A 22135-nucleotide genomic window follows, 5' to 3' on the forward strand; every position below is an offset into this window, starting at 1 on the left:
GAACTATGACTAAAGTAAGCGTCCACGCTTACGTTTATAACGCAATACGGGAGCGTGGACGCTCTATAAGGGTAACGATCAAGCGTAGATGCTTAATCTTGCGGAGGAAATACAAAACTAAACAGCCTCGCCAATCGTCCCTTTCAACACCTCGCACAAAATCGCTATCTCTTCTTCTGTATTATAATAATGCACCGAAGCCCTCACAATATTACTCAGGTGGTTTTTATTCATGTAGATGAGTGTTGATACTGCTTTCCCAACCGATACATTGATATGCCGCTCTGCCAGTTTGTTTTTTACGGTTGCGGCATCCGTGCCGTCTACAGAAAAAGTAACAATACCGCATAATTGATTACCGAAGTCATGAACTGTTACGCCATTAACTTCCTTCAGTTTTTCGCGCAGCAGCCCAGCTAAATGTTGTACTCGCTGCCAGGTACGCTCAACGCCAAGATTAAGTGCATATTCAACAGCTTTTCCGAGGCCCAGGGTTAGGGCACGGTTTTTTTCATAAACCTCGAAACGACGGGCATCGTCACGCGGTTTAAAATCAGTTTCAGTTACCCATTGCGTGGTAAAGCCGTCCATGAAAAACAGTTTTAGTTTATCCTGCACCTCTTTGCGTACATATAAAAAGCCGGTGCCCCTCGGTGCGCGCAGATATTTCCTGCCGGTCACTGCCAGCATATCGCAGCCTATTTCCTCTACATCTAATGGTACATGGCCAACGCTCTGGCAGGCATCAAGCAGGTATAGGATGTTATGCTTCCGGGCTATTTTGCCAATCTCCACAACGGGAATCATTCCTCCTGCTGTGGATGGGATATGGGTTACCGCAATCAGTTTTGTTTTAGGGCCGATGGCTTCCTCAAAAGCTTTAAGCTGAAAATTGCCATGCTCATCGTTCGGGATCACTTTAAACTTCACGCCCAATGTTTTTTGTGCATGCAGTAAACCAATCAGGTTAGTTACATACTCCATTTCGCAGGTAATGATCTCATCGTCGGGTTTAAAGTCAATACCGTTAAAAGCCAGCCACCAGCCTGTACTGGCGTTTTCAACAATGGCGATTTCATCTTTGCGGGCGTTAATAAGCCGGGATATCAGGCTGTAGGTATTTTCCAGCTCCTCGCGGTAAGTGTATTCGGTTTCATAGCCCCCATTTTGCGCTTCTTCGTACAGGTAATCTATCACCGTATCAACCACTGCATTGGGCGGCAATGATGAACCTGCATTGTTAAAATGGATAGTTTTCTCGGTACCCCGGGTTTCGGCCCTTAGCTGTTGTATTTCCTGTTCGGTTAGTATATCTTTCATTGAGCTATTAGTTATTAATAAAATTTATTTCCATCATGATATCGGCACGTTTGTAGGTGCCCGGTTCAACCGGTATTTCGGTAAAACCCAATTTGCGGTAAATGTGGATGGCATTTTCCAATACCCTGCTCGAAAACAATATCAGTTTTTTTACGCCAAGCTCCCGAGCTTTATCAATTCCTGTTTGACACAAAAACTGACCTGCGCCCCCGCCGCGGTGATCTTTATCTACCGCCATTTTGGTAAGCTCATAAACGCCCTCTTCAATATAGCGCAGGGCTACGGTTCCAATAATTTTTTGGTTTGAAGTAACAAAGTAAATACTTCCGCCAGTTTTGATGATGGCCTCGTCCGGATTTTCCAAAACCCATTTATCAAAAGGCTCAACGGTAAAATACTCTTCAAGCCATGCCTTATTAAATTTTTCAAAGTAGGGGGCATGTTGGGGCTGATAATCGATAACCTGTAGTTCCATGTGCTTAATTATTTGATCGATACAAAATAAAAGTATCCGGCAATAGTAAAACAGATGCAGTTTTGTTAATTTTGAGCATAACAGATTTGTATGGAAAGCCCGGTAATCAGTACAGATAACGATTTTTTGTATGCACAGATAGCTGCCCGCATAGAAAAACAGATCAAACAAAACCTGCTCAAGCCGGGAGATAAGCTGCCATCGGTAAGGATGCTAAGCCAGGAACAGGGCATTAGCCTGAGTACGGCTTATAAGGCTTATGTGGAGCTGGAAAATATGGGTTTGATAGAGGCCCGCACCAAATCGGGCTATTATGTAAAATACCTGCCTGCTCGTTTTACCAGCGTGCCGGAAACCAAGCCCCCGGTTAGTAAAGTGGAGCAGGTTGGCGTTGCCGAAATGATTGCCATGGTTTACCGCAACATGTCCGAAGACAGCGTGATACAGTTGTCCCGCTCGTCGCCACCCCTGAGTTTGATTCCGATGGCTAAGCTCAGTAAATCCATGCTCGAGTCTATTCGTAACAGTCCCACCGGAAATATCACTTATGAAAATCCGCAGGGTAATATGGCTTTACGCAAGCAAGTGGCAAAAAATGCCTTTAACTGGGGCGGCAACATTACCGGGGATGATGTGGTTACTACACAAGGCTGCCTGGAGGCTTTGATATTTTGCCTGCGGGCACTTACCAAACCCGGCGACACCATCGCCATTGAAAGCCCTACCTATTTCGGCATTTTTAATGTGATGCTAAGCCTCGACCTTAAAGTACTGGAAATCCCAGTTAACCCGGATACCGGCCTCGACCTGGAATACCTGGAGCGGGCAATGGATGAAGTACCAGTAAAGGTATGCCTGTTTGTCACCAATTTTAGTAACCCCATAGGTGTTTGCATGGCCGACGAGCGTAAACAACAACTGGTGCGCCTGTTGACCAAAAAGCAGATTCCCTTAATTGAAGACGATATTTACGGCGAGATCTATTTTGGCAAAAGCCGGCCGCGAACCTGCAAAAGCTATGATACCGAGGGTCTGGTGATCCTATGTTCATCAGTTTCCAAATCTATAGCGCCGGGCTATAGGGTAGGCTGGTGCATCCCCGGACGGTTTAAGGAGCAGGTGCTGAATATCAAAATGATGCATAGTATAGCCTCCGCTACCCCCACGCAGGCAGCTATCGGTCATTTTTTTGAAACCGGACGGTATGACCTGCACATGCGGCACCTACGTAAAGCGCTATACACCCAATGCCTGAGGTATACGCAGGCTATAGCGACACACTTTCCGGCGGGTACAAAAATAAGCAGGCCGCAGGGCGGTTATGCCCTTTGGATTGAGCTGGATAAAAAGGTTAACGCCTTTGAACTTTATCAGGCGGCTATGGAGCATAACATCAGTATAGCTCCAGGCCAGATCTTTAGCGTGGACGGGCGTTTTAACAATTTTATCCGCATTAGCTTTGGATTAGCTTTTGATGATGTGGTAGAAGAGAGTTTCAGGGTATTAGGAAAATTGGTAAAGCAACTTTCTTAAAGGTAGTTTAAAAATGAAGTATATTCATTGCCGTTGGTTTTAACCAACGGAATAAAAGCTGAAAAAAGTTCTGGCTTTAGCCCAATTAAGCAAGCGAATTTGGGCTGAAGCCCTCTTTTGCTATTCATTATTCCGTTGGTTAAAACCAACGGTAATGATTTTTTTACTTACAGTGCGTTGTTTCGGCGTGCTTAAACGATTCGCTAAGCAATTGCGTTAGCACAGCGGCGTCAACATCGGTTAACTTAATAATATGTGTACAACCGCCGCTTTGCTTATGTTTTCCTAATTTTTGAAGCAGCTGTTCTTTGCTCTCAAAGCTTGGAAGATAAAGTGTGAGGGAACTCTTGCGCGGTGAAAAAGCGATGAGCGGTGCGTCACCTTCGCGACCGCTTTCATATTTGTAATGATAGCTGCCAAAACCCACAATAGCCGGTCCCCACATTTTTGCTTTTTGTCCACTGGCTTCTTCCATCAGTTCGACAAGTTTAAAGCTGTCGGCGCGTTTAGTTTCATCGGCTATGGTGTTAATGAAATCGGCAACGCTGCTTTCGTTTTCGGTGGTTTTATTGGTGTTTTTGGCCATGGCATTATGCGGACAAAGGTTTAAAACTGATATAAATATATCATGAAAATTTTATTTTATCCCATAGTTTATTGGTAACAACCTGCTGTATCACCTGCTCGCGGTAATTGCGGCTTATGGGCACACGATGCTGGCCGATAAAAATATCGTTCCCTTCAATACCATCAATTTTACCGGTAGATACAATGTATGATTTATGCACGCGAATAAACAATTTACTATCCAGGTTTTGTTCCAGGCTTTTAAGGTTTAACAGCGTAACGTATTTGGCCTTAGTGGTAAAAATGGTCACATAATTCTGCATGCCCTCAACATACAGGATCTCATCAAAATAGATCTTCTCATACTTGTTGCCGCATTTGATAAAAAAATATCCCTCATCAGTTTCTGTTTTTGGCGCGCCGGGCTGGACCGAATTACAAAGCAGCCGGTGATAATCTTTAGCCTTATTGGCCGATTTGAAAAAGCGGTCGAAAGTGATGGGCTTCAGCAGGTAATCAAGCACATTGAGCTGGAAGCCTTCCAGCGCGTAACTTGGATAGGCTGTGGTGATGATCACCATGGGCGGTTTTTGCATGATCTTTAAAAAATCAATCCCGTTCATTTTTGGCATCTGGATATCCAGGAATATCAGGTCAATGGCTTCACGGTCGAGCAGTTTGATGAGTTCAAGCGGGTTTTCGCAGGTGCCTGTTAAGTTCAAGAAATCTACCTCGCGTACATAGCTGGCCAATCCTTCCCGGGCCAAAGGTTCATCGTCAATTATTACACAGTTCATCATAGGGTGGCCATTTGAAGGGTTGTGGCCGATTGTTCCAGTTCGGCCAAAGTCAATTGCAGGTGTACCTCAAAGCGGTTACCAGTATTTTGAATCTCCAGTTTATGAAGATCGGGGTAGATCAGATCAAGCCTGCGTTTAACATTTTTCAGACCGATGCCGCCGTAGTCTAATACTTCGATACCCGGCTCGTTGGAGGTACTGTTGGCGACTGAAAAGTCAAGCAGGTTATTCGTTAACCCAAGTTTAATACCGATCCAGTTGGGCTGCCCCGCATCTTTTGATACATGTTTAAAAGCGTTTTCTACAAAGGTCATGAGTATGAAGGGGGCTATCCCTAAATGCCCGGGCATCGGTTCATCAGCTTCAAAAGTGACATGCACGTTGTTGTTTTGGCGAAGTTTTTCCAGTTCGATAAAATTTTCGAGGTAGGTGAGCTCTTTTCCCAGGGGGATCTGATGGTCGTTGCACTCGTAAAGTTGATATCGTAACAACTCCGAAAATTTGGCAAGGGAAGCGGATGCCATTCCCGGATTTTTATGGATCAGGAAAAATATAGAGTTGATACTGTTGAACAGGAAGTGCGGGTTAAACTGATACTTGAGGAATTTGAGCTCGGTTTCCAGTTTCTCTTTTTCGAGTAATTGCTGGCGATGCTGGGTTTGAAGCCAGTTTTTAGTCAGCTTGATGCTCATACCTAAGGTCATGCTGGCTATGGTTGAAGGGAATGAGGTATTATAGAAATACATGAAGTTATCCGGATCAACCCCGAACATTGTTTTAACCGAACAGCCCGCGAAGAATGCGCTCAAATAATAACCTCCATTAATAAGTGACGACGCGCAAATTGCCGTTAACGAAAGGTAGATAACGTATTTTGTAAGACTGCCCTTTTTCATATACCTGGGCATGAGGTAGTATAGGTTAAAATAAACCGCAAATGCCTGCAAAACCACATAAGCCAGCATCTTGACACTATAGGCTGAAAAAAACATGGATTTGGCAGCGGCCACAGGATTAGCCACCGCTATAGTGAACCAGAAATAATGGTACACGCACCAAAACGGAATGTGGTACAGCTTGTATTTAAACAACCAGTTCTGGTTTAAAGTATCTACGGATAATCTGGTCATATCAGATATAGTTAAGCACAAACAAAAAAACGACCGTCATCGCGAGGAACGAAGCAATCCCAAACTATACAGAGCGGCTCTGCCAATCGGGGATTGCTTCGTTCCTCGCAATGACGGCTTTTATACTTTTATACAATGTTTTTTTAACCTCATACCTAAAGATACGGCAATTGAGCTGATTTATACATGGTTATTGTATCAAGCGGGTTAAATAATTGACCAAATGCAGGCTTCGGCGTATAAGCAGCGAAAAAGGTAATATAGTTTAGGGTTTTACCTTATTAGCCCGCTTTTTCGGTATCTTATCAATTATCCACAGCTACTCATCACTGAAGTTTTTTAAAGATTAATAACCGGTTTTTATTTGTTGGTATAACCGCTAAAAAGGTTGTGAGAACTTATGAAAACTTTAAGTATCAGTCTGTTATTTATTTGCCTTTTACAAGTGGTGAAAGCGCAGGTATCCGGCCGGGTAACTACAGTCAACGGTCAGCCTTTAGCATACGCAACCGTATCGCTCGTTAAAACGGCCGATTCATCATCGGTTAAAAGTATGCTCACTACCGAGCAGGGTAGTTATAATATTGCCGAAGTATCTGCCGGAAATTACCGTCTTAAGCTTAGCAGTATAGGTTATCAAACCTGGTTTTCATCGCCTTTCGCTATCAGCGGCAGCAAAGAGGTAAAATACCTTGCTGTTATTGTAATGAAGGAGGATACCCGCCAATTGGGCGAAGTTGTGATCCGTTCCCGCAAGCCGCTGTATCAGCAACGCAGCGACGGATTGGTGGTAAACGTTGAAAACAGTGTGCTTACCAAAGGTAGTACAGCTTTGCAGGTACTGGAGCGCTCGCCGGGGGTAGCTATCGATCACCGGGATAATGGCATCTCATTAAATGGTAAAAGCGGTGCTGAGGTTATGATTAACGGAAAACTGGTGCGGATGCCACTTGCTCAGGTCATGAACCTGCTTAACGGTACCAGTGCCGATAATATTGAAAAGATAGAGTTGCTGAGCACCCCGCCTGCCGGTTATGATGCTGAGGGCAGCGCCGGGATCATCAACATTGTGATGAAGAAAAGTAAAAAGCAGGGGACTAACGGTTCCTATTCTTTAACCGGTGGCTATGGCATGGGCGAAAAGGGTACAGCCAGCATCAATCTCAATCACAATACGCAAAATGTTAATCTGTACGGTTCCTACACTTTTCAGCACGACAGGACCTATACCGATCTTTTTATCACGGGTAGTCAAAACATGCCCTTTCTTGGCGGTGATGCCGAAGTGGAGTTTTACACTAAAACCAAACGGGTGAGCAATAACCATAATGCCAATTTGGGGGCCGATATTAAGCTGGACAGCAAAACTACCCTAAGCGGCAATGTGAGCTATAACAATATTCATTCGCCAACTTATACCTATAGCAACGCCGGTTACAATGTCCTTCCGGATTCTTTGATCAGATATATCGGACATGTTAACGGGAGGGATGGTATTGATAACGTCATAAGCTCACTAAGTATGGAGCGGGTACTGAAAGAAGGGGAGAAGGTTAGCATGGAGGGGGATTATATCCATTATAACAGCGATGGCCCAACGGTAGTTAATACTTCCTTTATCAACAAACATGGCGAGCAGGTATATGCCAATAACAGCGTAAGCGCTCAACAACAGCGTGGATTTGCCAATACCACCATCAATGTAGGTGTATTCAAGGCCGATTACACCAATCAGTTATCATCTTTATTAAAACTGGAAACAGGTATTAAAGGAACACATACCGGCAGTTCGAGCTCTTCGGGCATCGAGAGTTTTAACAATGGCATTTGGGAGCGGAACATGCAAACCGCTGCTAATATTTATATGAAGGAGGATATCGGAGCCACTTATCTTTCCCTTAACTGGCAACTGGCCAAAGGCATAAGCCTGAATACCGGGGCACGATATGAATACTCGTACACCAATATGGATAACCCGCAAACCGGCAGCAACATTGTAAACCGCAAATTAGGAAAGTTGTTCCCGACGGTACTTTTTACCGCTAAACTGGGCGACCGCTCGGAGTTGCAGTTATCCTACACCAAAAGGATAGCGAGGCCATCATATGACGACCTGGCTTCGTACTTTGCCTATAGTGATCCAACCGCGGTGTACACCGGTAACCCTTTTCTGAAACCAACTATCACCAATAACATAAAATTGGGATATAACTACGGCGATTATAGTTTTTCCCTGCTTTACAGCCGGGATGATAATGCCATTGCCCGCTATCAGCTTAGCGAAAGTCCTGACCACGATATTTTATTTATCTCGCCTCAAAACTTGTCACGTCAAAACTTTCTGAGTTTCCAGGTAAATGCCCCGTTTAAGGTGGGCAACTGGTGGGAAATGACCTATAGTTTTGTGGGGGGATTAAGGCAGTTTAAGGAAAATTACACTTTGAATCCCTTAAGCAAATCATATTTCGGCTATTCCTTCAATTTTAACCAGCTGTTTAAGTTGCCTGGTAGTTTTTCGGCGGAAGTATCGGGGCAGTACAATTCCCTCTCATATAATGGTACAACCCGGGTTGATGGTTTTGGGGTGATCAATGCTGGGATAAAAAAAGAGCTGAAAAACAATGGCGGCAGTCTGCAATTGGCGGTGGCCGATGTGTTAAGCTCATCACAGATCCACGTAAGGTATGGCACGCTCACCCGCGAAGCTTTTGATATAAAAAGCCATGTGATTGTCAATACCGAAACCAGGCGTTTCCCGGTGATTAAGCTTACTTATACAAAATCATTTGGGGGCACCGGATCAGCAAATCGTAGTAAACAGGAAAATGGATCGAAAGAAGAGCGTAACCGTCTTAAGAATAACTAAAAGGTTTTTGCAATAGTAAAAAGCAATATTGTTCATTTTTATCAAGGTCGCGACGCGGCCCTTATTCTTTTTATAATGCTCGAAAAATGGTGCGGGTTTATTTGATTAAATCGGTCCGGAAAGTTTGGTTAATTGCCTGTGGTTCACTTCGAAATGGAGTATCATGAAAGATAATATTATCCATCTTTTTATGTGTTTTATCCATTTTAAATTTTGCGGCACACTTATAGATTTACAAAACCAATTAGTAAAATCAAACGCAAACAATTATGAAAAGAAGTGCTACTCCCTTAATACGGCGAAACTGTCGTTGCTACAATTAAAATTCACGGAGCCTGGATAAGTCTGGCAAGTCATTGGGTCATTTTACTCAAATGATATTATTAGCCATTATTTAGTTTTTCCTTTTGGTGTGGTCGCTTAGCCATTTAACCCCTGGTTAAGCCTGCCGACATAGGAATGTTATGGACTTAAACTAAGAGCAGATTGAATTTTAAACCCGGCCAATAACCCTAAATACTTTATATGAACCCAATTTTATGAAACCATTTTACAATTATGATCAATTTCCGGTGAAGAGGGGCAGGCAGCAAAGCCATCTTTTTATTGGGCGGTTATTAATGCTTCTGATACTATCGTGTTTTGCCATTAATGTGCATGCGCAAAACAAGATCACCGTTGTAGGGCAGGTAACCGACACACTTGGCGTAAAAATACCCGGCGCCAACATTACTGCCGAAAATATCAAAAACACAGGCACAACCTCCGATATAAACGGCCGGTTTGTGCTTGAAGTGCCGGCAGGTACCAGTCTTAAAATCTCGTTTGTTGGTTTTATCGATCAGCATATGGTGGTAACTTCAGATAATCAACATATCACCATCAGGCTTAAAGAACAAAAACTCCTGGCCGAGGAGGTAGTAGTAACCGCCTTTGGTAAAAAGGAACGTAAGGAAGCCTTGGTAGGTTCGGTTACCAGTATCAAGCCGGGCGAGTTAAAGATTCCGGCAAGTAACCTTACCAACGCGCTTGCAGGCCAGGCGGCAGGTATTATTGCTTATCAGCGCAGCGGCCAGCCCGGGCAGGATAACGCCTCGTTCTTTATCCGCGGGGTAACCACTTTTGGTTACAAACGCGATCCGTTAATCTTGATTGATAACGTTGAGTTATCAACCAATGACCTCGCCCGCTTAAACGTGGATGATATCGCCAGTTTTTCGATATTGAAAGATGCAAGCGCTACCGCATTGTACGGAGCACGTGGCGCCAACGGTGTGATTTTAGTTGCTACCAAAGAGGGTAAGCAAGGTCCGGCCAAGATCAATTTCCGGTCGGAGTTTTCTTCGTCGCAATCAACCCAAACCCCACAACTGGTTGATCCTATCCAGTACATGAACCTGTATAACGAGGCATCGCTAACACGTGATCCTACGTTACCGCTTCCCTTTCCTCAAACAAAAATTAACAATACTATTAACACCATTAACCACACGCCGGGCAGTAACCCTTATGTTTATCCGGCGGTTGACTGGCTGGGATTGTTATTCAAAAAGCAGGCTACTACACAACGTAATGATTTAAGCGTTAGCGGCGGCGGCCCAACAGCGCGTTATTATATTGCCGGTTCATATAATATTGATAACGGCGTTTTGCGCGAAGATATTCGCAACAACAATAACAACAACGTTAAGTTCAAAAACTATCAATTGCGCTCAAACGTAAACGTGAACCTTACCAAAACTACCGAGGTTATTGTACGTTTATCGGGCACATTCAGTGAGTATAACGGCCCTATTACATCTGATGGCTCTTTTGCATCCGATCTTTACAATGTGGCCATTCATACCAGCCCGGTTTTATTTCCTGCGTATTTTGAGCCCGACGCCGCTAACGCCAACGCTCAGCACATCTTGTTTGGTAACGTAGGTTTGGCATCAGGTACTACCAGTAACAGTATCCAGTACAATAACCCCTATGCTGCTTTACTAAGAGGTCACAAAAACTCGTCGGAGTCAAGGATGTCGGCCCAGTTTGAGTTAAACCAGGATTTGAAATTTATTACTGATGGTTTAAAGTTCAAGAGCATCTTCAATACCAACAGGTATTCGTACTTTGATTCACAACTGGCTTACTCGCCTTTTTATTACAACGTTGGCAGCTATGATAAAGATAGTAATAAATACACCCTAACCTGGCTTAACCCGCAGCCTACAGGCAACAACGTAGCAACCGAATATCTCAACTACAGCCGTAATGAGCCTAACGCCAATACTTTCTTTTACCTGCAAACCGCGCTGGAGTATAACAAGCCGTTTGGTAAAGGGCACAATATCAGCTCAACCTTAATTGGTACAGCACAGCAAACGCTTTATTCAAGCGCCAAGGACCCAAAAACAAATACTACTACGCTGCCTTACTCATTGCCATATCGCAATTTAGGTTTGGCGGGCCGGTTAACTTACTCCTACCTGAGCAGGTATTTTATCGAAACTAACTTTGGTTACAACGGTTCGGAGCGTTTCTCGGCAAATCACCGTTATGGCTTTTTCCCAACCATTGGTGGTTCATGGGTGGTATCAAACGAAAAATTCTGGAACCCTAATATCCTTGATCGTTTAAAGATCAGGGCCAGCTATGGTTTAGTAGGTAATGATGCTATTGGCAATCAAAGGTTCTTCTACCAATCGGATGTTACCCTTAATGCAGGGCCTAACTATGCCCAGTTTGGTATTAACAACCAGTACGAGCGTAAGGGCGTATTCATTAACAACTACGCCAATCCCGATGTTACCTGGGAAACGTCCAAACAAACCAATATCGCGGTTGAAGCCACTTTCCTGAAAAACTTCAACATAGTGGCGGAGTTTTATCGTAACAACCGCTATAACATTTTGCAGGAGCGTACCAACACCCCAACCAGCGAAGGTTTGGAATCAACAACCAGTGCCAACTTAGGCAAGGTAAATTCAAAAGGTGTTGATCTGTCGTTGGATTATAAGCAGAGCTTCAGCAATGGCGCATGGGCGTCTATCCGTGGTAACTTCACTTATTCCACCAACAGGTATAAATATATTGAAGAGCCGGATTATAAAGAGCCCTGGAGGCATTTTATTGGCCAGCCTATAAGTCGTGGTTATGGTTACATTGCCGAGCGTTTATTTGTTGACGATCAGGAAGCCCGCAACTCACCGACGCAGATCTTCAGCGCTAACGGTACCAACGGTATCCTGCCACAAGGTGGTGACATCAAATACCGCGATTTGAACGGCGACGGCAAGATAGATTACCTTGACCAGGCCTTTTTAGGCTACCCGCAAACGCCCGAAATTGTTTATGGTTTCGGTTTCTCAACCGGGTTTAAAGGGTTTGATCTTTCGGCCTTTTTCCAGGGGCAGGCAAGGGTATCATTCTTTATCGATCCAAACAAGGTTAGTCCTTTCATCCCAAGTAATGATCCCTACATCTACGGAAATACCCAGGTGTTGCAGGCTTTTGCCGATAGTCACTGGAGCGAAGAACACCAGGACCTGTACGCCTTGTATCCGCGCCTTGGCACTACTTCAACCACGGTACTTAACAACCTGCAGCCAAGCACCTGGTGGCTGCGCGATGGTAGCTTCATAAGGCTCAAGTCGGTAGAGTTGGGATATACACTGCCAAAAAGCATATCAAAAGCAATGCACCTGACCAATTGCCGCATTTACTTTAACGGTCTTAACCTGCTTACCTGGAGCCCCTTCAAAATGTGGGACCCTGAGCAGGGTGGTAACGGCTTTGCTTATCCGATACAGAAAGTGTTTAACCTGGGCTTAAACGTGAATTTATAACCGTAAACGGATTTTAGAGAGATGAAAAATATAAGATCATATTATAAAATTGTTATGCTGGCCGCTTTGGTTACCATGGGCCAGTCATGCAAAAAGTACCTGGATATCACTCCTGATAATGTGGCCACGATAGACTATACCTTCCGCAACCGCAACGAAGCGGAGGACTACCTGTTTACCTGCTACTCCACCATGCAGCATTTAAACGATGTGGTGAACAATCCGGGTTTTGTGTACTCATCGGAGATTGTATATCCCAATACACTGAACGATCATTACTTTAACGAGGCAGGTTTTAACCTGATCCGCGGCCTGCAAAGTAACTCGAACGTGAGCCTTAACTACTGGGATGGCGCTAACGGAGGTCTGGCAATTTTCCAGGCTTTAAGGCGATGTAATATTATGCTCGAGAACATTGATAAACCTATCGACCTGAGCGCATCTGAAAAGAAAAGGTGGATTGCCGAAACCAAGTTCCTGAAGGCATACTATCATTACTACCTCATCAGGATGTATGGCCCAATGCTGCTTATTAAAGAAAACTTCCCGATCAACGCATCCGCAGAAGAGGTGAAACGTAAGCGCTCATCCGTTGATGAAGGTTTTGAGTATGTGGTATCATTGCTTGATGAGGCTATTCCTGATTTGCCGCCGGTTATTGATAACCAGGCTACTGAGTTTGGTCGTATCACCAAATTTATAGCGTTATCCGTTAAAGCCGAGATCCTGACCACAGCTGCAAGCCCGCTGTTTAATGGTAACCCTGATTATGCAGGTTTTAAAGATCATGACGGTAAAAGCCTTTTTTCTGCAACTTATGATGCAGGCAAATGGCAAAAAGCCGCCGATGCTTGCAAGGCTGCTATAACCGAGTGTGAAGCGCAGGGACTTAAGTTATATACCACACCGCCAACAGTAGGTGTAGGTAATGTATCGGACAAGCTAAAGAAAGTTTTAACCCTGCAAAACGATATCACCGAAAAATGGGAGCAAAACCCAGAACTGATCTGGGCGATGAACTATGGATTTACTTACCAGAATTTCACCATCCCAAGGATGACCTCGGCAGCCGTAGGCCTGGCCTCTACCAATCCGGGTACTTTCGCGGTGCCTATCCAAACAGCCGATCTGTTTTATACCGATAAAGGCGTGCCGATTAATGAGGATAAAACCTGGGATTATACCAATCGTAATTCAACACAAATGGGCGATGACTCAAGTGCGCCGCTAATCATGAGTGGTTACGAAACTGCCAAAGCCCACTTTAACCGCGAGCTAAGGTTTTATGCTGATATCGGTTTTGACGGCGGTATCTGGTTTGGTAATGGCAAACGCGACGAAAGTACTGCTTATTACGTGCAGGCCCGCGGTCCGTACGCATTGGCCGGCCCTAAAAGTATCAGCGCTACCAATATCACCGGTTACTGGCCTAAAAAGTTGGCTAATTATCTGTCGGTTTATGATAATATCTTCACTACCGAAAATTATCACTTGCCGGTAATGCGCCTGTCGGGTTTATACCTGCTGTACGCCGAAGCTTTGAATGAAGTACAGGGGCCAACTGCAGAGGTTTACTCGTATATAGATAAGGTTCGTGCAAGAGCCGGTTTAGATGGTGTGCAAGCCTCTTGGAGCAACTACTCAAAAAATCCATCCAAGCCAAATTCTAAAGATGGCTTAAGGGCCATCATTCACCAGGAACGCCGGATTGAGCTTTGTTTTGAAGCGCAAAGCGGCTGGGACCTTCGCCGCTGGAAAGAACTGCAGGACGTGCTGAGTAAGCCAATACAGGGATGGAATATTTACGAAGGTACTGCGGTTAACTACTATCGCCCGCAAACCATCATACAACCGGTGTTTGGTATCAAAGATTATTTATGGCCTATCAGCACCAACGATTTGATAGTGAATAATAACCTTACCCAAAACCCTTACTGGTAGGATCATCCTGCTTTTTGAAAGATTAGATAATTTAATATAGAGATATAAATTATGAAAAAGATTAATAACCGCAGATGGCTTACCGGTTTAATGCTTGTCCCGGTTTTGCTCATCATGCTCATCGTTTCCTGTAAAAAGAGCGAATCGAACATCGAGGTGGTATCCAACGATACCACCAAGCCCGGAGTGGTAACCAACGTAAAGGTGGAAAACCTGAACGGCGCGGCAAGGCTTACCTATACGCTGCCTAATTCTAAAAACCTGTTGTACGTTTTGGCCAGCTATAACATCAACGATAAAACTACAAGGGAAACCAAGGCCAGCTACTACACCGATACCATTACCGTTGATGGTTTTGCAAGGGCTAAAGAATATGAAGTTACCCTTTACGCGGTGAGCAGGGCTAATATTAAATCAGATCCGGTGGTGATAAAGGTTAACCCTAAAACGCCCAACTATTTGCTGATCAATGATAACCTGGATATCACTCCTGATTTTGGCGGCGCCAATTTCTTCGGTTTAAACCCTAACAAAGTGCCCATTGCCGTGCATGTGCTCTCGTTAAATGATAAAACCAATAAATATGACGAGCAGGACCCGCAGTACATCAATACTGATTCGGTAAATTTTTCGGTTCGCGGATACGATGCTACCCCTAAAAAGTTTGGCGTATATACTACAGACAGGTTTGGCAATGTTTCGGACACAGTGTATAAAACGCTTACACCACTTTTTGAAACCCTGCTGGATAAAAGTAAGTTTTACACCTATCACCTGGATAGCGACAGCCCTATTGGTTACGGTTGGGAGTTTAAATACCTGTTTGACGGCAATACCGGCGAACCCGGCTGGCACACACTAAGCGCACCTACCAAACAGGGCACCTTTGCCCTGGGCGTGAATGCCAAGCTGAGCCGTTTTGTTTTGTGGGAGAGGTTAAGCGGCGTATTCGGCTATCAAAATATCAGACAGCTAACACTCTGGGGCACCAGCAGCGATGCACCTAAAGACTCTGTGTTGCCTAAAAACTCGGCTCCGGGTACTGTATCTGGCGACTGGGTTAACCTGGGCAACTTTACTTATCCTAACCCGCCATCGGGCTTACCGCCAAATCAGGCTAACGCTTCCGACATCGCTTTTGTGGCTGCCGGTGTTAATTTCAAAATTGGCATTAATGCGCCTGCTACCAAGTTTATCAGGCTGGAGTGTACACAAACCTGGGGCGGTTTGGATTATGTGAACGCGCTGGAGATTTCACTGTATGGCAACCCATTGTAATACCATTAAAAATTAAAGACATGAAGATCAGATATAGTATAGCTGCTTTCTTTTTGGCGAGTATTGCAATATTTGCCTGTAAAAAGTACGATAACGATTATAAGGGCTTTTTAAATAACCATGAGGTAACATATCCGGGTTTGGCAACTAAAGTTAGCTTTCATCCTGGTAATTTAAGGGCGGTGCTGGTTTGGCACCCAAGCCCCGATCCAAGTATTAAAAATTATAAAATTACCTGGAACAATGCCACCGACTCGGTAATTGTTGATGCCTCAAGCCATAGCCCTGCCGATTCGATCAGCGTATCTATCCCTAATTTGAAGGAGTATGTATACAGCTTCAGGCTCGTGGCTCGTGATAATGCCGGCAATACCTCGGTAGGGCAGGATATTAATAATGTGCGTGTTTATGGCCCGGCTTACCAGTCGGCATTGTTAAACAGGTCGTACAACACGGCTAATCCGTTCCTGGTAAATGATAACGGCTCGGTAAGGTTGTTTTTTATTAAGGCTGATACCGGTAACGTGTCAACTACTATCAAGTACACCAATACGGCCGGAGCCGAGGCAACAAAAGAGCTTAGCGCGGATAGCGCCGGCATAACCCTAACCGATCTTAAACTTGGAACAGCTATCCAGTACCGCTCATCATACAAGCCAACGCTCGATGCGGTGGATGTTTTCAACGCTCCGGCTTTTGATGATTTTCCGAAGATCTATGGGATAGTGGAGTGTGATAAGTCGTTGTTTAAACCATATAACCTGCCTACCGATATACCGTCGGCCTATGGTTGGGAAACCTATTACCTGTGGGATAAGAGCACCAATGAACCGGGTTTCCATACACCGGGAACAAGCATGCCGCAATGGTTTACATTTGATATGGGGCAACAGGCGTCGCTGGCTAAAATGAAGATCTGGCAACGTACTTCGGCCTTGTACAATTATGGTAATCCTAAGCGGTTCGAGATCTACGGTAGTAACAGTCCATCTGCAGATGGTAGTTACAACAGTTGGACAAAACTGGCAAGCTTTACCTCGGTTAAGCCATCGGGTTTACCAACAGGGCAAACCACACAGGCCGATGCCGACTTTGCAGCCGCCGGTGAGCCCTTCACTTTCCCTGCCGATCTGCCTGCTTACCGTTACATCAGGTTCAAGGTTCTGGAAACCTGGGGCGGAACAAATTATTTCCACCTCATAGAACTAACGATGTACAAAGTGGATAAATAAAAACTTGGTTTGGTTTAATAATGGCAAATTCCCGTTGTTTCAATTGAAGCAGCGGGATTTGTAGTTTTTTGAGGATACGGGGGCTTTATAAAGAATGTCATTTCGACTGAGCGAGGGAGGCATGAGCGTTGGTGCGAAAGAGAAATCTTATGCGCCAAGCAGGCCGATTAGCATAACCACTCAACAAGGCGTATAAGATTTCTCACTCGTGCCTCGTTTCGAAATGACAATTTTTTAAGGGGGGCTATTCTTTCGCATTCCTCATCCTGATCAATGAAAACCGCAGGCTGGAATTCCTGACAGCTGCCGCAATATCTATTAACGATGGCATAAACCGCAGTTCGATATTTCTGCTTAATAACGCGCCCATAATATCATCAATAACAGTTATCGCTATCGGCGAAGCCGGGTTATAGGATACATAGTAACCTGCGCACTCATCTATCAGCATAAAATCGTCGGGAGCAAATTCGTAGCAAAATAGGGTAGTATCCCTGATCTGTTGATACCAACCATTTTCAACAGCAATAACATAATGAGCTGTTGTATTGCCCATAAACTGGTTTTTATCATTGTCGGTTGTGTTTTTACCTGCATAAAATGTTACCCTCGGGCAATCGCGAGGCAACAGGTAGTTATGTAGTAGTTGATCGCTGATGGCAAAAACAACATCGCCGGTAACATTATCAAAGTGCGATGGGGAAGGGCGGGGAGTAAATATGCTGATGCCCGGTTGTTCGCTGATGTGGAAAAGTCTTGGAACGGTCGGGCGCATAGCCAAACTTACGAAGTTTTTAAAATGAAAATATGTTTTTCTGCCGAGACGCATCACATGCGTCTCCTGCATGCAAATAACGGTGATCGCCATCATGCAAATTGCCTGTCCTACAGGAGACGCATGTGATGCGTCTCTACAAAAAAGGAATTCATTGCCGTCGGTTTTAACCGACGGGGGAAAGATAATCGGCCAACCGGCTTTAGCCAAAATCTCCCGGCAACTACCGCTTATGCGTTTTCCGATATTTCGATGGCGACATGCCGATCAATTTCGTAAACAACCTCGAAAAATAATACGGATCATCAAAACCCAGATCTGAGCAGATCTCTTTGATGCTCCTGTCGGTAAAATATAAATACTGGCATGAAGCCTGGATTTTGAGCAGGTTAAAATAGTTAATGGGCGATGATCCGGTTTTCTGTTTAAATAACCGTAAATAATGGGATGCTGAAATGCCCTGCTGCTTAGCCAGGTGCATCACCTCAAACTTTTTACTGACATGCTTTTTCATGTAAGCGATGGAGTTGCTCACAAAATCGTTGTCATAATCAACCGGGTTGGTTTGTTTGTAATACACCAGTGAGGAGATAAAACTGAGCAGGTTGATATTCACGATCTCCATTTCCTTTTCATGATAGCTATGTTCAAGCACAGCATAAACCTGTTCATACAATTTAATCCGGCTGCTATCGTACGGAACGGATTGCACTACAGGCTGCCCGTTTTCGAGCGAACGTTCATAAATGAGCTGCGAATTTAAGCCGCTGAAATGCACCCAATAAATACTCCAGGGATTGGTTTCGGAGCTTTTGTAACGGTGAGCAACGTTGCGCGGAATGATGAAAAAAGTATTGGGTTTAAGCACATGGTCCTGGCCACCCAAATAAACATAGCCTTCTCCATCTATGCAATAAAGCAGGATATATTCGCTGCTGCCCGTGCGGCGCTCGCGGTCATGATAGGCCGCTTTGGGATAATAGCCTATAGCGGTAAGGTAAAAGCCTTTGATCAAAGCATTGTTGGTGATTGATTTTTTAATGTTTGGCGGCAATACGATCATTTTTTGACCTATAAAGCCCTCTTTGATCCGCTTTTTGGGTTCAGCTACGGCACTCATAACATTACAGCATAATTGGTGTTTAAAGGTATTTATTTTTTTGATCAATACAAGTTTTCAAAAACGATGTATTGATGATAGGATTATCCATCACTTTTTGAAAAATATCCATTTTTTTAACCGCCGTTTCATAGTAGGTTTACCAAAACCAATTAGGGACTAAAACAGGTAGTTACCTGCCCAACTACAAGTAAATACATGAAGCATCAATTTAAATATCAATATGCACGTGGCTGTTAAAACTTCATCCCGGTTATGGGGGCAGGTTAACGGCGCCGATGTTTTCCTTTTCAGGATAGAAAACGAAAGCGGGGCTTACGTTGAACTTACCAACTACGGTGCAGCCATTGTATCGGTTGTGGTGCCTGACAGGGAACAACAATTTGAGAACGTGGTAGTGGGTTTTCCAGACCTGGATGGATATTTGAATGATACCTGTTACATAGGCTCAACCATAGGCCGTTACGCCAACCGCATCACTAATGCCCGCTTTAAACTGGATAATAAGATCTGTTATTTAGATACCAATGATGGCAAAAACTCCAACCATGCGGGCAACAGCGGTTTTAATTACAGGGTGTTTGCTGCTGAAACAATTGATAATGGCGTGGTGATGACGCTTACCAGTCCGGATGGAGATGGCGGCTATCCCGGTGCATTGGAATTTAGGGTAACCTACACCTGGAGCGCCGACAATGAATTGCTGATCCATTACAAAGCTACCGCCGATAAAAACACCATAGCTAATTTTACCAATCACGCTTACTTTAACCTCTCGGCATTTAAAAGCAAAATTTATAACCACAGGCTTACCATGTTGTCGGATAATATTGTGGATTCGTATGAAGATTATACGCCGAGCGGGGCTATTATACCTGCCAAACAAAAGGTTTTTAACAATAATAAGCTGAGCGATAAATTTAAGATAGATGAAACTCGGGTTGAAGGACTTAACTTGTTTTATATCATCAACAAAGAAGCCGAAGGAAGTGCCCTGACCAATTCGGCCCTCTTAATTGATGAAGCATCGGGCCGCAGCCTTGAAGTTTATACCGATTATCCAGGCGTGTTCCTTTACACCGGCGATTATTTAACCAGTACCTCGCCAACCCACACCGGTAATCAGGCAAAACCATTCGACGCGCTTTGCCTCGAATGCCAGCACTACCCGGATAGTATTAACCATCCTAATTTCCCGCAGGCCATTTTAAAGGTGGGCGATGTTTACGATCAAAGCATTTTATACAAGTTTGGTACTATATGAAAAAAACTACCCTGATATTTTTTATTCTATCTGCTTTTACTCTTCGTATTTCGGCACAAACGTACACGGTTAAATCGCCCGATAATAACCTGAAACTGGAACTTAAGGTAAATGACAGCATTAGCTATGCCTTGAGCTACAAAAATAATCAGCTGATCTCGCCATCGGCTATTGGTCTAAAGCTGGATAAAACCACCCTTGGCACGAATGGCAAAGTATTAAGCGCTAAACCATCAACAGTAAATAAAACTATCCGCCCGCTGTATGGTAAAGCGGCTGTGCTTACCGATAATTATAATGAATTAGCCATCAGCTTTGCAGGAAATTATAAACTGCTTATCCGTGCTTATAACGAAGGTGTAGCTTATCGCTTTGTTACCGACCTGAAAGATTCGGTTAAAGTAATGAGTGAACGGGCTGGTTTTAACCTGAAAGGAAACCCCGGCGCAACCATTGCAGAAACAGATAATTATACGGCCTGGGAGCTGGCTTATAACCAATACAAATCTATCGGCGAAATAAAGGAAGATAAACATGCTATTACCCCGGCTTTGTATGCTTATAACAATGGCGTAAAACTGGTTGTTGCAGAAGCTGATCTGTTTGACTACCCCGGTATGTACGTTAAAAAGAGAAACGGAAACATGACCGGTGAGTGGGCTGCTTACCCCGCGACTACCAAAATGGGCAGTTGGGGCGATTTTGTATCGGTAGTTACCTCCCGCGAAAACTACATTGCTAAAGAACCCGGTAAAAAAGAGTATCCATGGCGGGTAATTATTGCTACGGATGATGATAAAACTTTACTGAATAACCAATTGGTTTATAAGTTATCAAAACCTTCGGTATTGGAAAACACAGCCTGGATAAAACCTGGAAAAGCAGCATGGGAGTGGTGGCATGACGCCATTTTGCCCGGCGCGCCAATCCCATCGGGTATGGAAAACCGAAGCACGCAATTGTATAATTTCTATACCGATTTCGCAGCCAAAAATCACCTGGAATACATGATGATTGACGCCGGTTGGAGCGATAATTACGATGTTAAAAAGCGTTTGCAAAAAACAGATATCCGCGCGGTAATTCAGCATGCTAATGAAAAGCATGTAGGCATTTTTGTCTGGTGTGTGGCTGCGCCGCTACTGAAAGACCTGGATGCTAATCTTGATTATTTAAAAGACATTGGCGCGGTTGGTATTAAGGTTGATTTTTTTGACCGTGACGATCAGCAAGCCATTAAATGGCTGCAAGTAATTGCCGAAGGAGCCGCCAAGCGCCACCTGATGGTTGATTTCCACGGCTGCTCAAAACCAACCGGTTTGCAGCGCACTTATCCAAATATTGTTAACTACGAGGCTGTACGCGGACAAGAATGTTCAAAATGGGATTTTACAACCAACCCGGTACATCATACTACTTTCCCTTTTATCAGGATGCTGGGCGGTCCGCTGGATTATACACCGGGATCTATGCGCAACAAATCAAAAGATACTTTTAAACCGATAGCCGAGGGATTGCCATCCACCCAGGGTACCCGCTGCCATGAGTTGGCCATGTTTGTGGTGTTTGATCAGCCGCTGGCTGTGTTTTGCGATTCGCCTACTGAGTATGAAAAGTACCCGGATATCGAACAATATTTATCAGCCGTGCCAACCGTTTTTGACGAAACAAAACCGCTTGATGCCAAAGTAGGCGAATACATCGCGATAGCAAAAAAGAAAGGTAGCGACTGGTATGTTGGCGCCATGACCAACTGGGATGCCAGGATTATCAATGTTGATTTCTCTTTCCTGCCCGCAGGCGTTAGCTACACCGCCGATTTGTACGCTGATGCAACCGACGCAGATAAGAATGCCGAGAAATACGAGCATAAAACCATCACCGTTAATCGCTCAACCAAACTGAACCTGAAACTTGCGCCGGGTGGCGGCGCGGTAGTGCATTTGCACGGGAAATAAGGTAAAAGGATAAAGGTGAAAGGTAGGAAAGGGGAACGCTTTAAGTAAC

General features: G+C 44.3%; 15 protein-coding genes. 8 read left to right on the plus strand and 7 right to left on the minus strand.

Annotated features, from left to right (window positions below; translation table 11 throughout):
- Positions 1 to 117 precede the first annotated feature (117 nt).
- Together DEO27_RS00560 and DEO27_RS00565 are read right to left on the minus strand one after the other, a co-directional pair.
- The gene (locus tag DEO27_RS00560) at positions 118 to 1320 is read right to left on the minus strand and encodes an aminotransferase class V-fold PLP-dependent enzyme (RefSeq protein WP_112573479.1); all 1203 of its coding nucleotides are present in this window, start codon (positions 1318 to 1320) and stop codon (positions 118 to 120) included.
- Between the two features lie 7 nt (positions 1321 to 1327).
- The gene (locus tag DEO27_RS00565) at positions 1328 to 1795 is read right to left on the minus strand and encodes a GNAT family N-acetyltransferase (protein ID WP_112573481.1); all 468 of its coding nucleotides are present in this window, start codon (positions 1793 to 1795) and stop codon (positions 1328 to 1330) included.
- 90 nt (positions 1796 to 1885) lie between these two features.
- Here DEO27_RS00565 and DEO27_RS00570 point away from each other — a divergent pair, with 90 nt between their 5' ends.
- Positions 1886 to 3328 carry a PLP-dependent aminotransferase family protein gene (locus DEO27_RS00570; protein ID WP_112573483.1) on the plus strand — a complete coding sequence of 481 codons (1443 nt, stop codon included), beginning with the start codon at positions 1886 to 1888 and terminating at the stop codon, positions 3326 to 3328.
- 163 nt (positions 3329 to 3491) lie between these two features.
- Here DEO27_RS00570 and DEO27_RS00575 read toward each other — a convergent pair whose 3' ends face one another.
- Genes DEO27_RS00575 through DEO27_RS00585 form a run of 3 tightly spaced genes read right to left on the minus strand, consistent with a single transcriptional unit; the run spans position 3492 to position 5825 of the window.
- Positions 3492 to 3914, minus strand: coding sequence for a DUF1801 domain-containing protein (locus DEO27_RS00575; protein WP_112573485.1), 423 nt, complete (start codon positions 3912 to 3914; stop codon positions 3492 to 3494).
- Between the two features lie 40 nt (positions 3915 to 3954).
- Positions 3955 to 4695 (minus strand): LytR/AlgR family response regulator transcription factor, encoded by a 741-nt coding sequence (locus tag DEO27_RS00580; RefSeq protein ID WP_112573486.1) that lies wholly within the window; start codon positions 4693 to 4695, stop codon positions 3955 to 3957.
- Positions 4692 to 5825, minus strand: coding sequence for a sensor histidine kinase (locus tag DEO27_RS00585; RefSeq protein WP_112573488.1), 1134 nt, complete (start codon positions 5823 to 5825; stop codon positions 4692 to 4694). The genes DEO27_RS00580 and DEO27_RS00585 overlap by 4 nt, the downstream gene beginning before the upstream one ends.
- Before the next feature lie 400 nt (positions 5826 to 6225).
- Between DEO27_RS00585 and DEO27_RS00590 the strand changes: the two genes are divergently transcribed.
- The 5 genes from DEO27_RS00590 (at position 6226) to DEO27_RS00610 (ending at position 16969) form a co-directional block, all read left to right on the plus strand.
- Positions 6226 to 8691 carry a TonB-dependent receptor domain-containing protein gene (locus tag DEO27_RS00590; protein WP_112573490.1) on the plus strand — a complete coding sequence of 822 codons (2466 nt, stop codon included), beginning with the start codon at positions 6226 to 6228 and terminating at the stop codon, positions 8689 to 8691.
- A gap of 539 nt (positions 8692 to 9230) precedes the next feature.
- Positions 9231 to 12518, plus strand: a complete 3288-nt coding sequence (locus tag DEO27_RS00595) for a SusC/RagA family TonB-linked outer membrane protein (protein ID WP_223818117.1) — start codon at positions 9231 to 9233, stop codon at positions 12516 to 12518.
- A gap of 21 nt (positions 12519 to 12539) precedes the next feature.
- Positions 12540 to 14459 carry a RagB/SusD family nutrient uptake outer membrane protein gene (locus DEO27_RS00600; protein WP_112573492.1) on the plus strand — a complete coding sequence of 640 codons (1920 nt, stop codon included), beginning with the start codon at positions 12540 to 12542 and terminating at the stop codon, positions 14457 to 14459.
- A 51-nt stretch (positions 14460 to 14510) separates the two neighbouring features.
- Positions 14511 to 15737: a DUF4959 domain-containing protein gene (locus DEO27_RS00605; RefSeq protein WP_112573494.1), complete on the plus strand. Its 1227-nt coding sequence runs from the start codon at positions 14511 to 14513 to the stop codon at positions 15735 to 15737.
- A 20-nt stretch (positions 15738 to 15757) separates the two neighbouring features.
- Entirely contained in the window at positions 15758 to 16969 is a 1212-nt protein-coding gene (locus tag DEO27_RS00610) for a DUF5000 domain-containing lipoprotein (RefSeq protein WP_112573496.1), read from the plus strand.
- Positions 16970 to 17213: 244 nt separating this feature from the next.
- Here DEO27_RS00610 and DEO27_RS00615 read toward each other — a convergent pair whose 3' ends face one another.
- Positions 17214 to 17840: a DUF6886 family protein gene (locus tag DEO27_RS00615; RefSeq protein WP_149301861.1), complete on the minus strand. Its 627-nt coding sequence runs from the start codon at positions 17838 to 17840 to the stop codon at positions 17214 to 17216.
- A gap of 127 nt (positions 17841 to 17967) precedes the next feature.
- The gene (locus DEO27_RS00620; protein ID WP_112572558.1) at positions 17968 to 18864 is read right to left on the minus strand and encodes an AraC family transcriptional regulator; all 897 of its coding nucleotides are present in this window, start codon (positions 18862 to 18864) and stop codon (positions 17968 to 17970) included.
- 223 nt (positions 18865 to 19087) lie between these two features.
- Between DEO27_RS00620 and DEO27_RS00625 the strand changes: the two genes are divergently transcribed.
- Both DEO27_RS00625 and DEO27_RS00630 read left to right on the plus strand, forming a co-directional pair.
- Positions 19088 to 20128, plus strand: a complete 1041-nt coding sequence (locus DEO27_RS00625) for an aldose epimerase family protein (protein WP_112572556.1) — start codon at positions 19088 to 19090, stop codon at positions 20126 to 20128.
- Positions 20125 to 22086, plus strand: a complete 1962-nt coding sequence (locus tag DEO27_RS00630; RefSeq protein WP_112572554.1) for a glycoside hydrolase family 97 protein — start codon at positions 20125 to 20127, stop codon at positions 22084 to 22086. Before DEO27_RS00625 ends, DEO27_RS00630 begins: the two co-directional genes overlap by 4 nt.
- The last annotated feature ends 49 nt before the right edge of the window (positions 22087 to 22135 follow it).

Source organism: Mucilaginibacter rubeus, assembly GCF_003286415.2.
Lineage (GTDB): Bacteria > Bacteroidota > Bacteroidia > Sphingobacteriales > Sphingobacteriaceae > Mucilaginibacter > Mucilaginibacter rubeus_A.

Excerpts from the sequence above, each read along its gene's own strand:
- DEO27_RS00560 (WP_112573479.1), bottom strand. The coding sequence starts at position 1,320 with ATGAAAGATATACTAACCGAACAGGAAATACAACAGCTAAGGGCCGAA.
- DEO27_RS00565 (WP_112573481.1), bottom strand. The coding sequence starts at position 1,795 with ATGGAACTACAGGTTATCGATTATCAGCCCCAACATGCCCCCTACTTT.
- DEO27_RS00570 (WP_112573483.1), top strand. The coding sequence starts at position 1,886 with ATGGAAAGCCCGGTAATCAGTACAGATAACGATTTTTTGTATGCACAG.
- DEO27_RS00575 (WP_112573485.1), bottom strand. The coding sequence starts at position 3,914 with ATGGCCAAAAACACCAATAAAACCACCGAAAACGAAAGCAGCGTTGCC.
- DEO27_RS00580 (WP_112573486.1), bottom strand. The coding sequence starts at position 4,695 with ATGATGAACTGTGTAATAATTGACGATGAACCTTTGGCCCGGGAAGGA.
- DEO27_RS00585 (WP_112573488.1), bottom strand. The coding sequence starts at position 5,825 with ATGACCAGATTATCCGTAGATACTTTAAACCAGAACTGGTTGTTTAAA.
- DEO27_RS00590 (WP_112573490.1), top strand. The coding sequence starts at position 6,226 with ATGAAAACTTTAAGTATCAGTCTGTTATTTATTTGCCTTTTACAAGTG.
- DEO27_RS00595 (WP_223818117.1), top strand. The coding sequence starts at position 9,231 with ATGAAACCATTTTACAATTATGATCAATTTCCGGTGAAGAGGGGCAGG.
- DEO27_RS00600 (WP_112573492.1), top strand. The coding sequence starts at position 12,540 with ATGAAAAATATAAGATCATATTATAAAATTGTTATGCTGGCCGCTTTG.
- DEO27_RS00605 (WP_112573494.1), top strand. The coding sequence starts at position 14,511 with ATGAAAAAGATTAATAACCGCAGATGGCTTACCGGTTTAATGCTTGTC.
- DEO27_RS00610 (WP_112573496.1), top strand. The coding sequence starts at position 15,758 with ATGAAGATCAGATATAGTATAGCTGCTTTCTTTTTGGCGAGTATTGCA.
- DEO27_RS00615 (WP_149301861.1), bottom strand. The coding sequence starts at position 17,840 with ATGATGGCGATCACCGTTATTTGCATGCAGGAGACGCATGTGATGCGT.
- DEO27_RS00620 (WP_112572558.1), bottom strand. The coding sequence starts at position 18,864 with ATGAGTGCCGTAGCTGAACCCAAAAAGCGGATCAAAGAGGGCTTTATA.
- DEO27_RS00625 (WP_112572556.1), top strand. The coding sequence starts at position 19,088 with ATGCACGTGGCTGTTAAAACTTCATCCCGGTTATGGGGGCAGGTTAAC.
- DEO27_RS00630 (WP_112572554.1), top strand. The coding sequence starts at position 20,125 with ATGAAAAAAACTACCCTGATATTTTTTATTCTATCTGCTTTTACTCTT.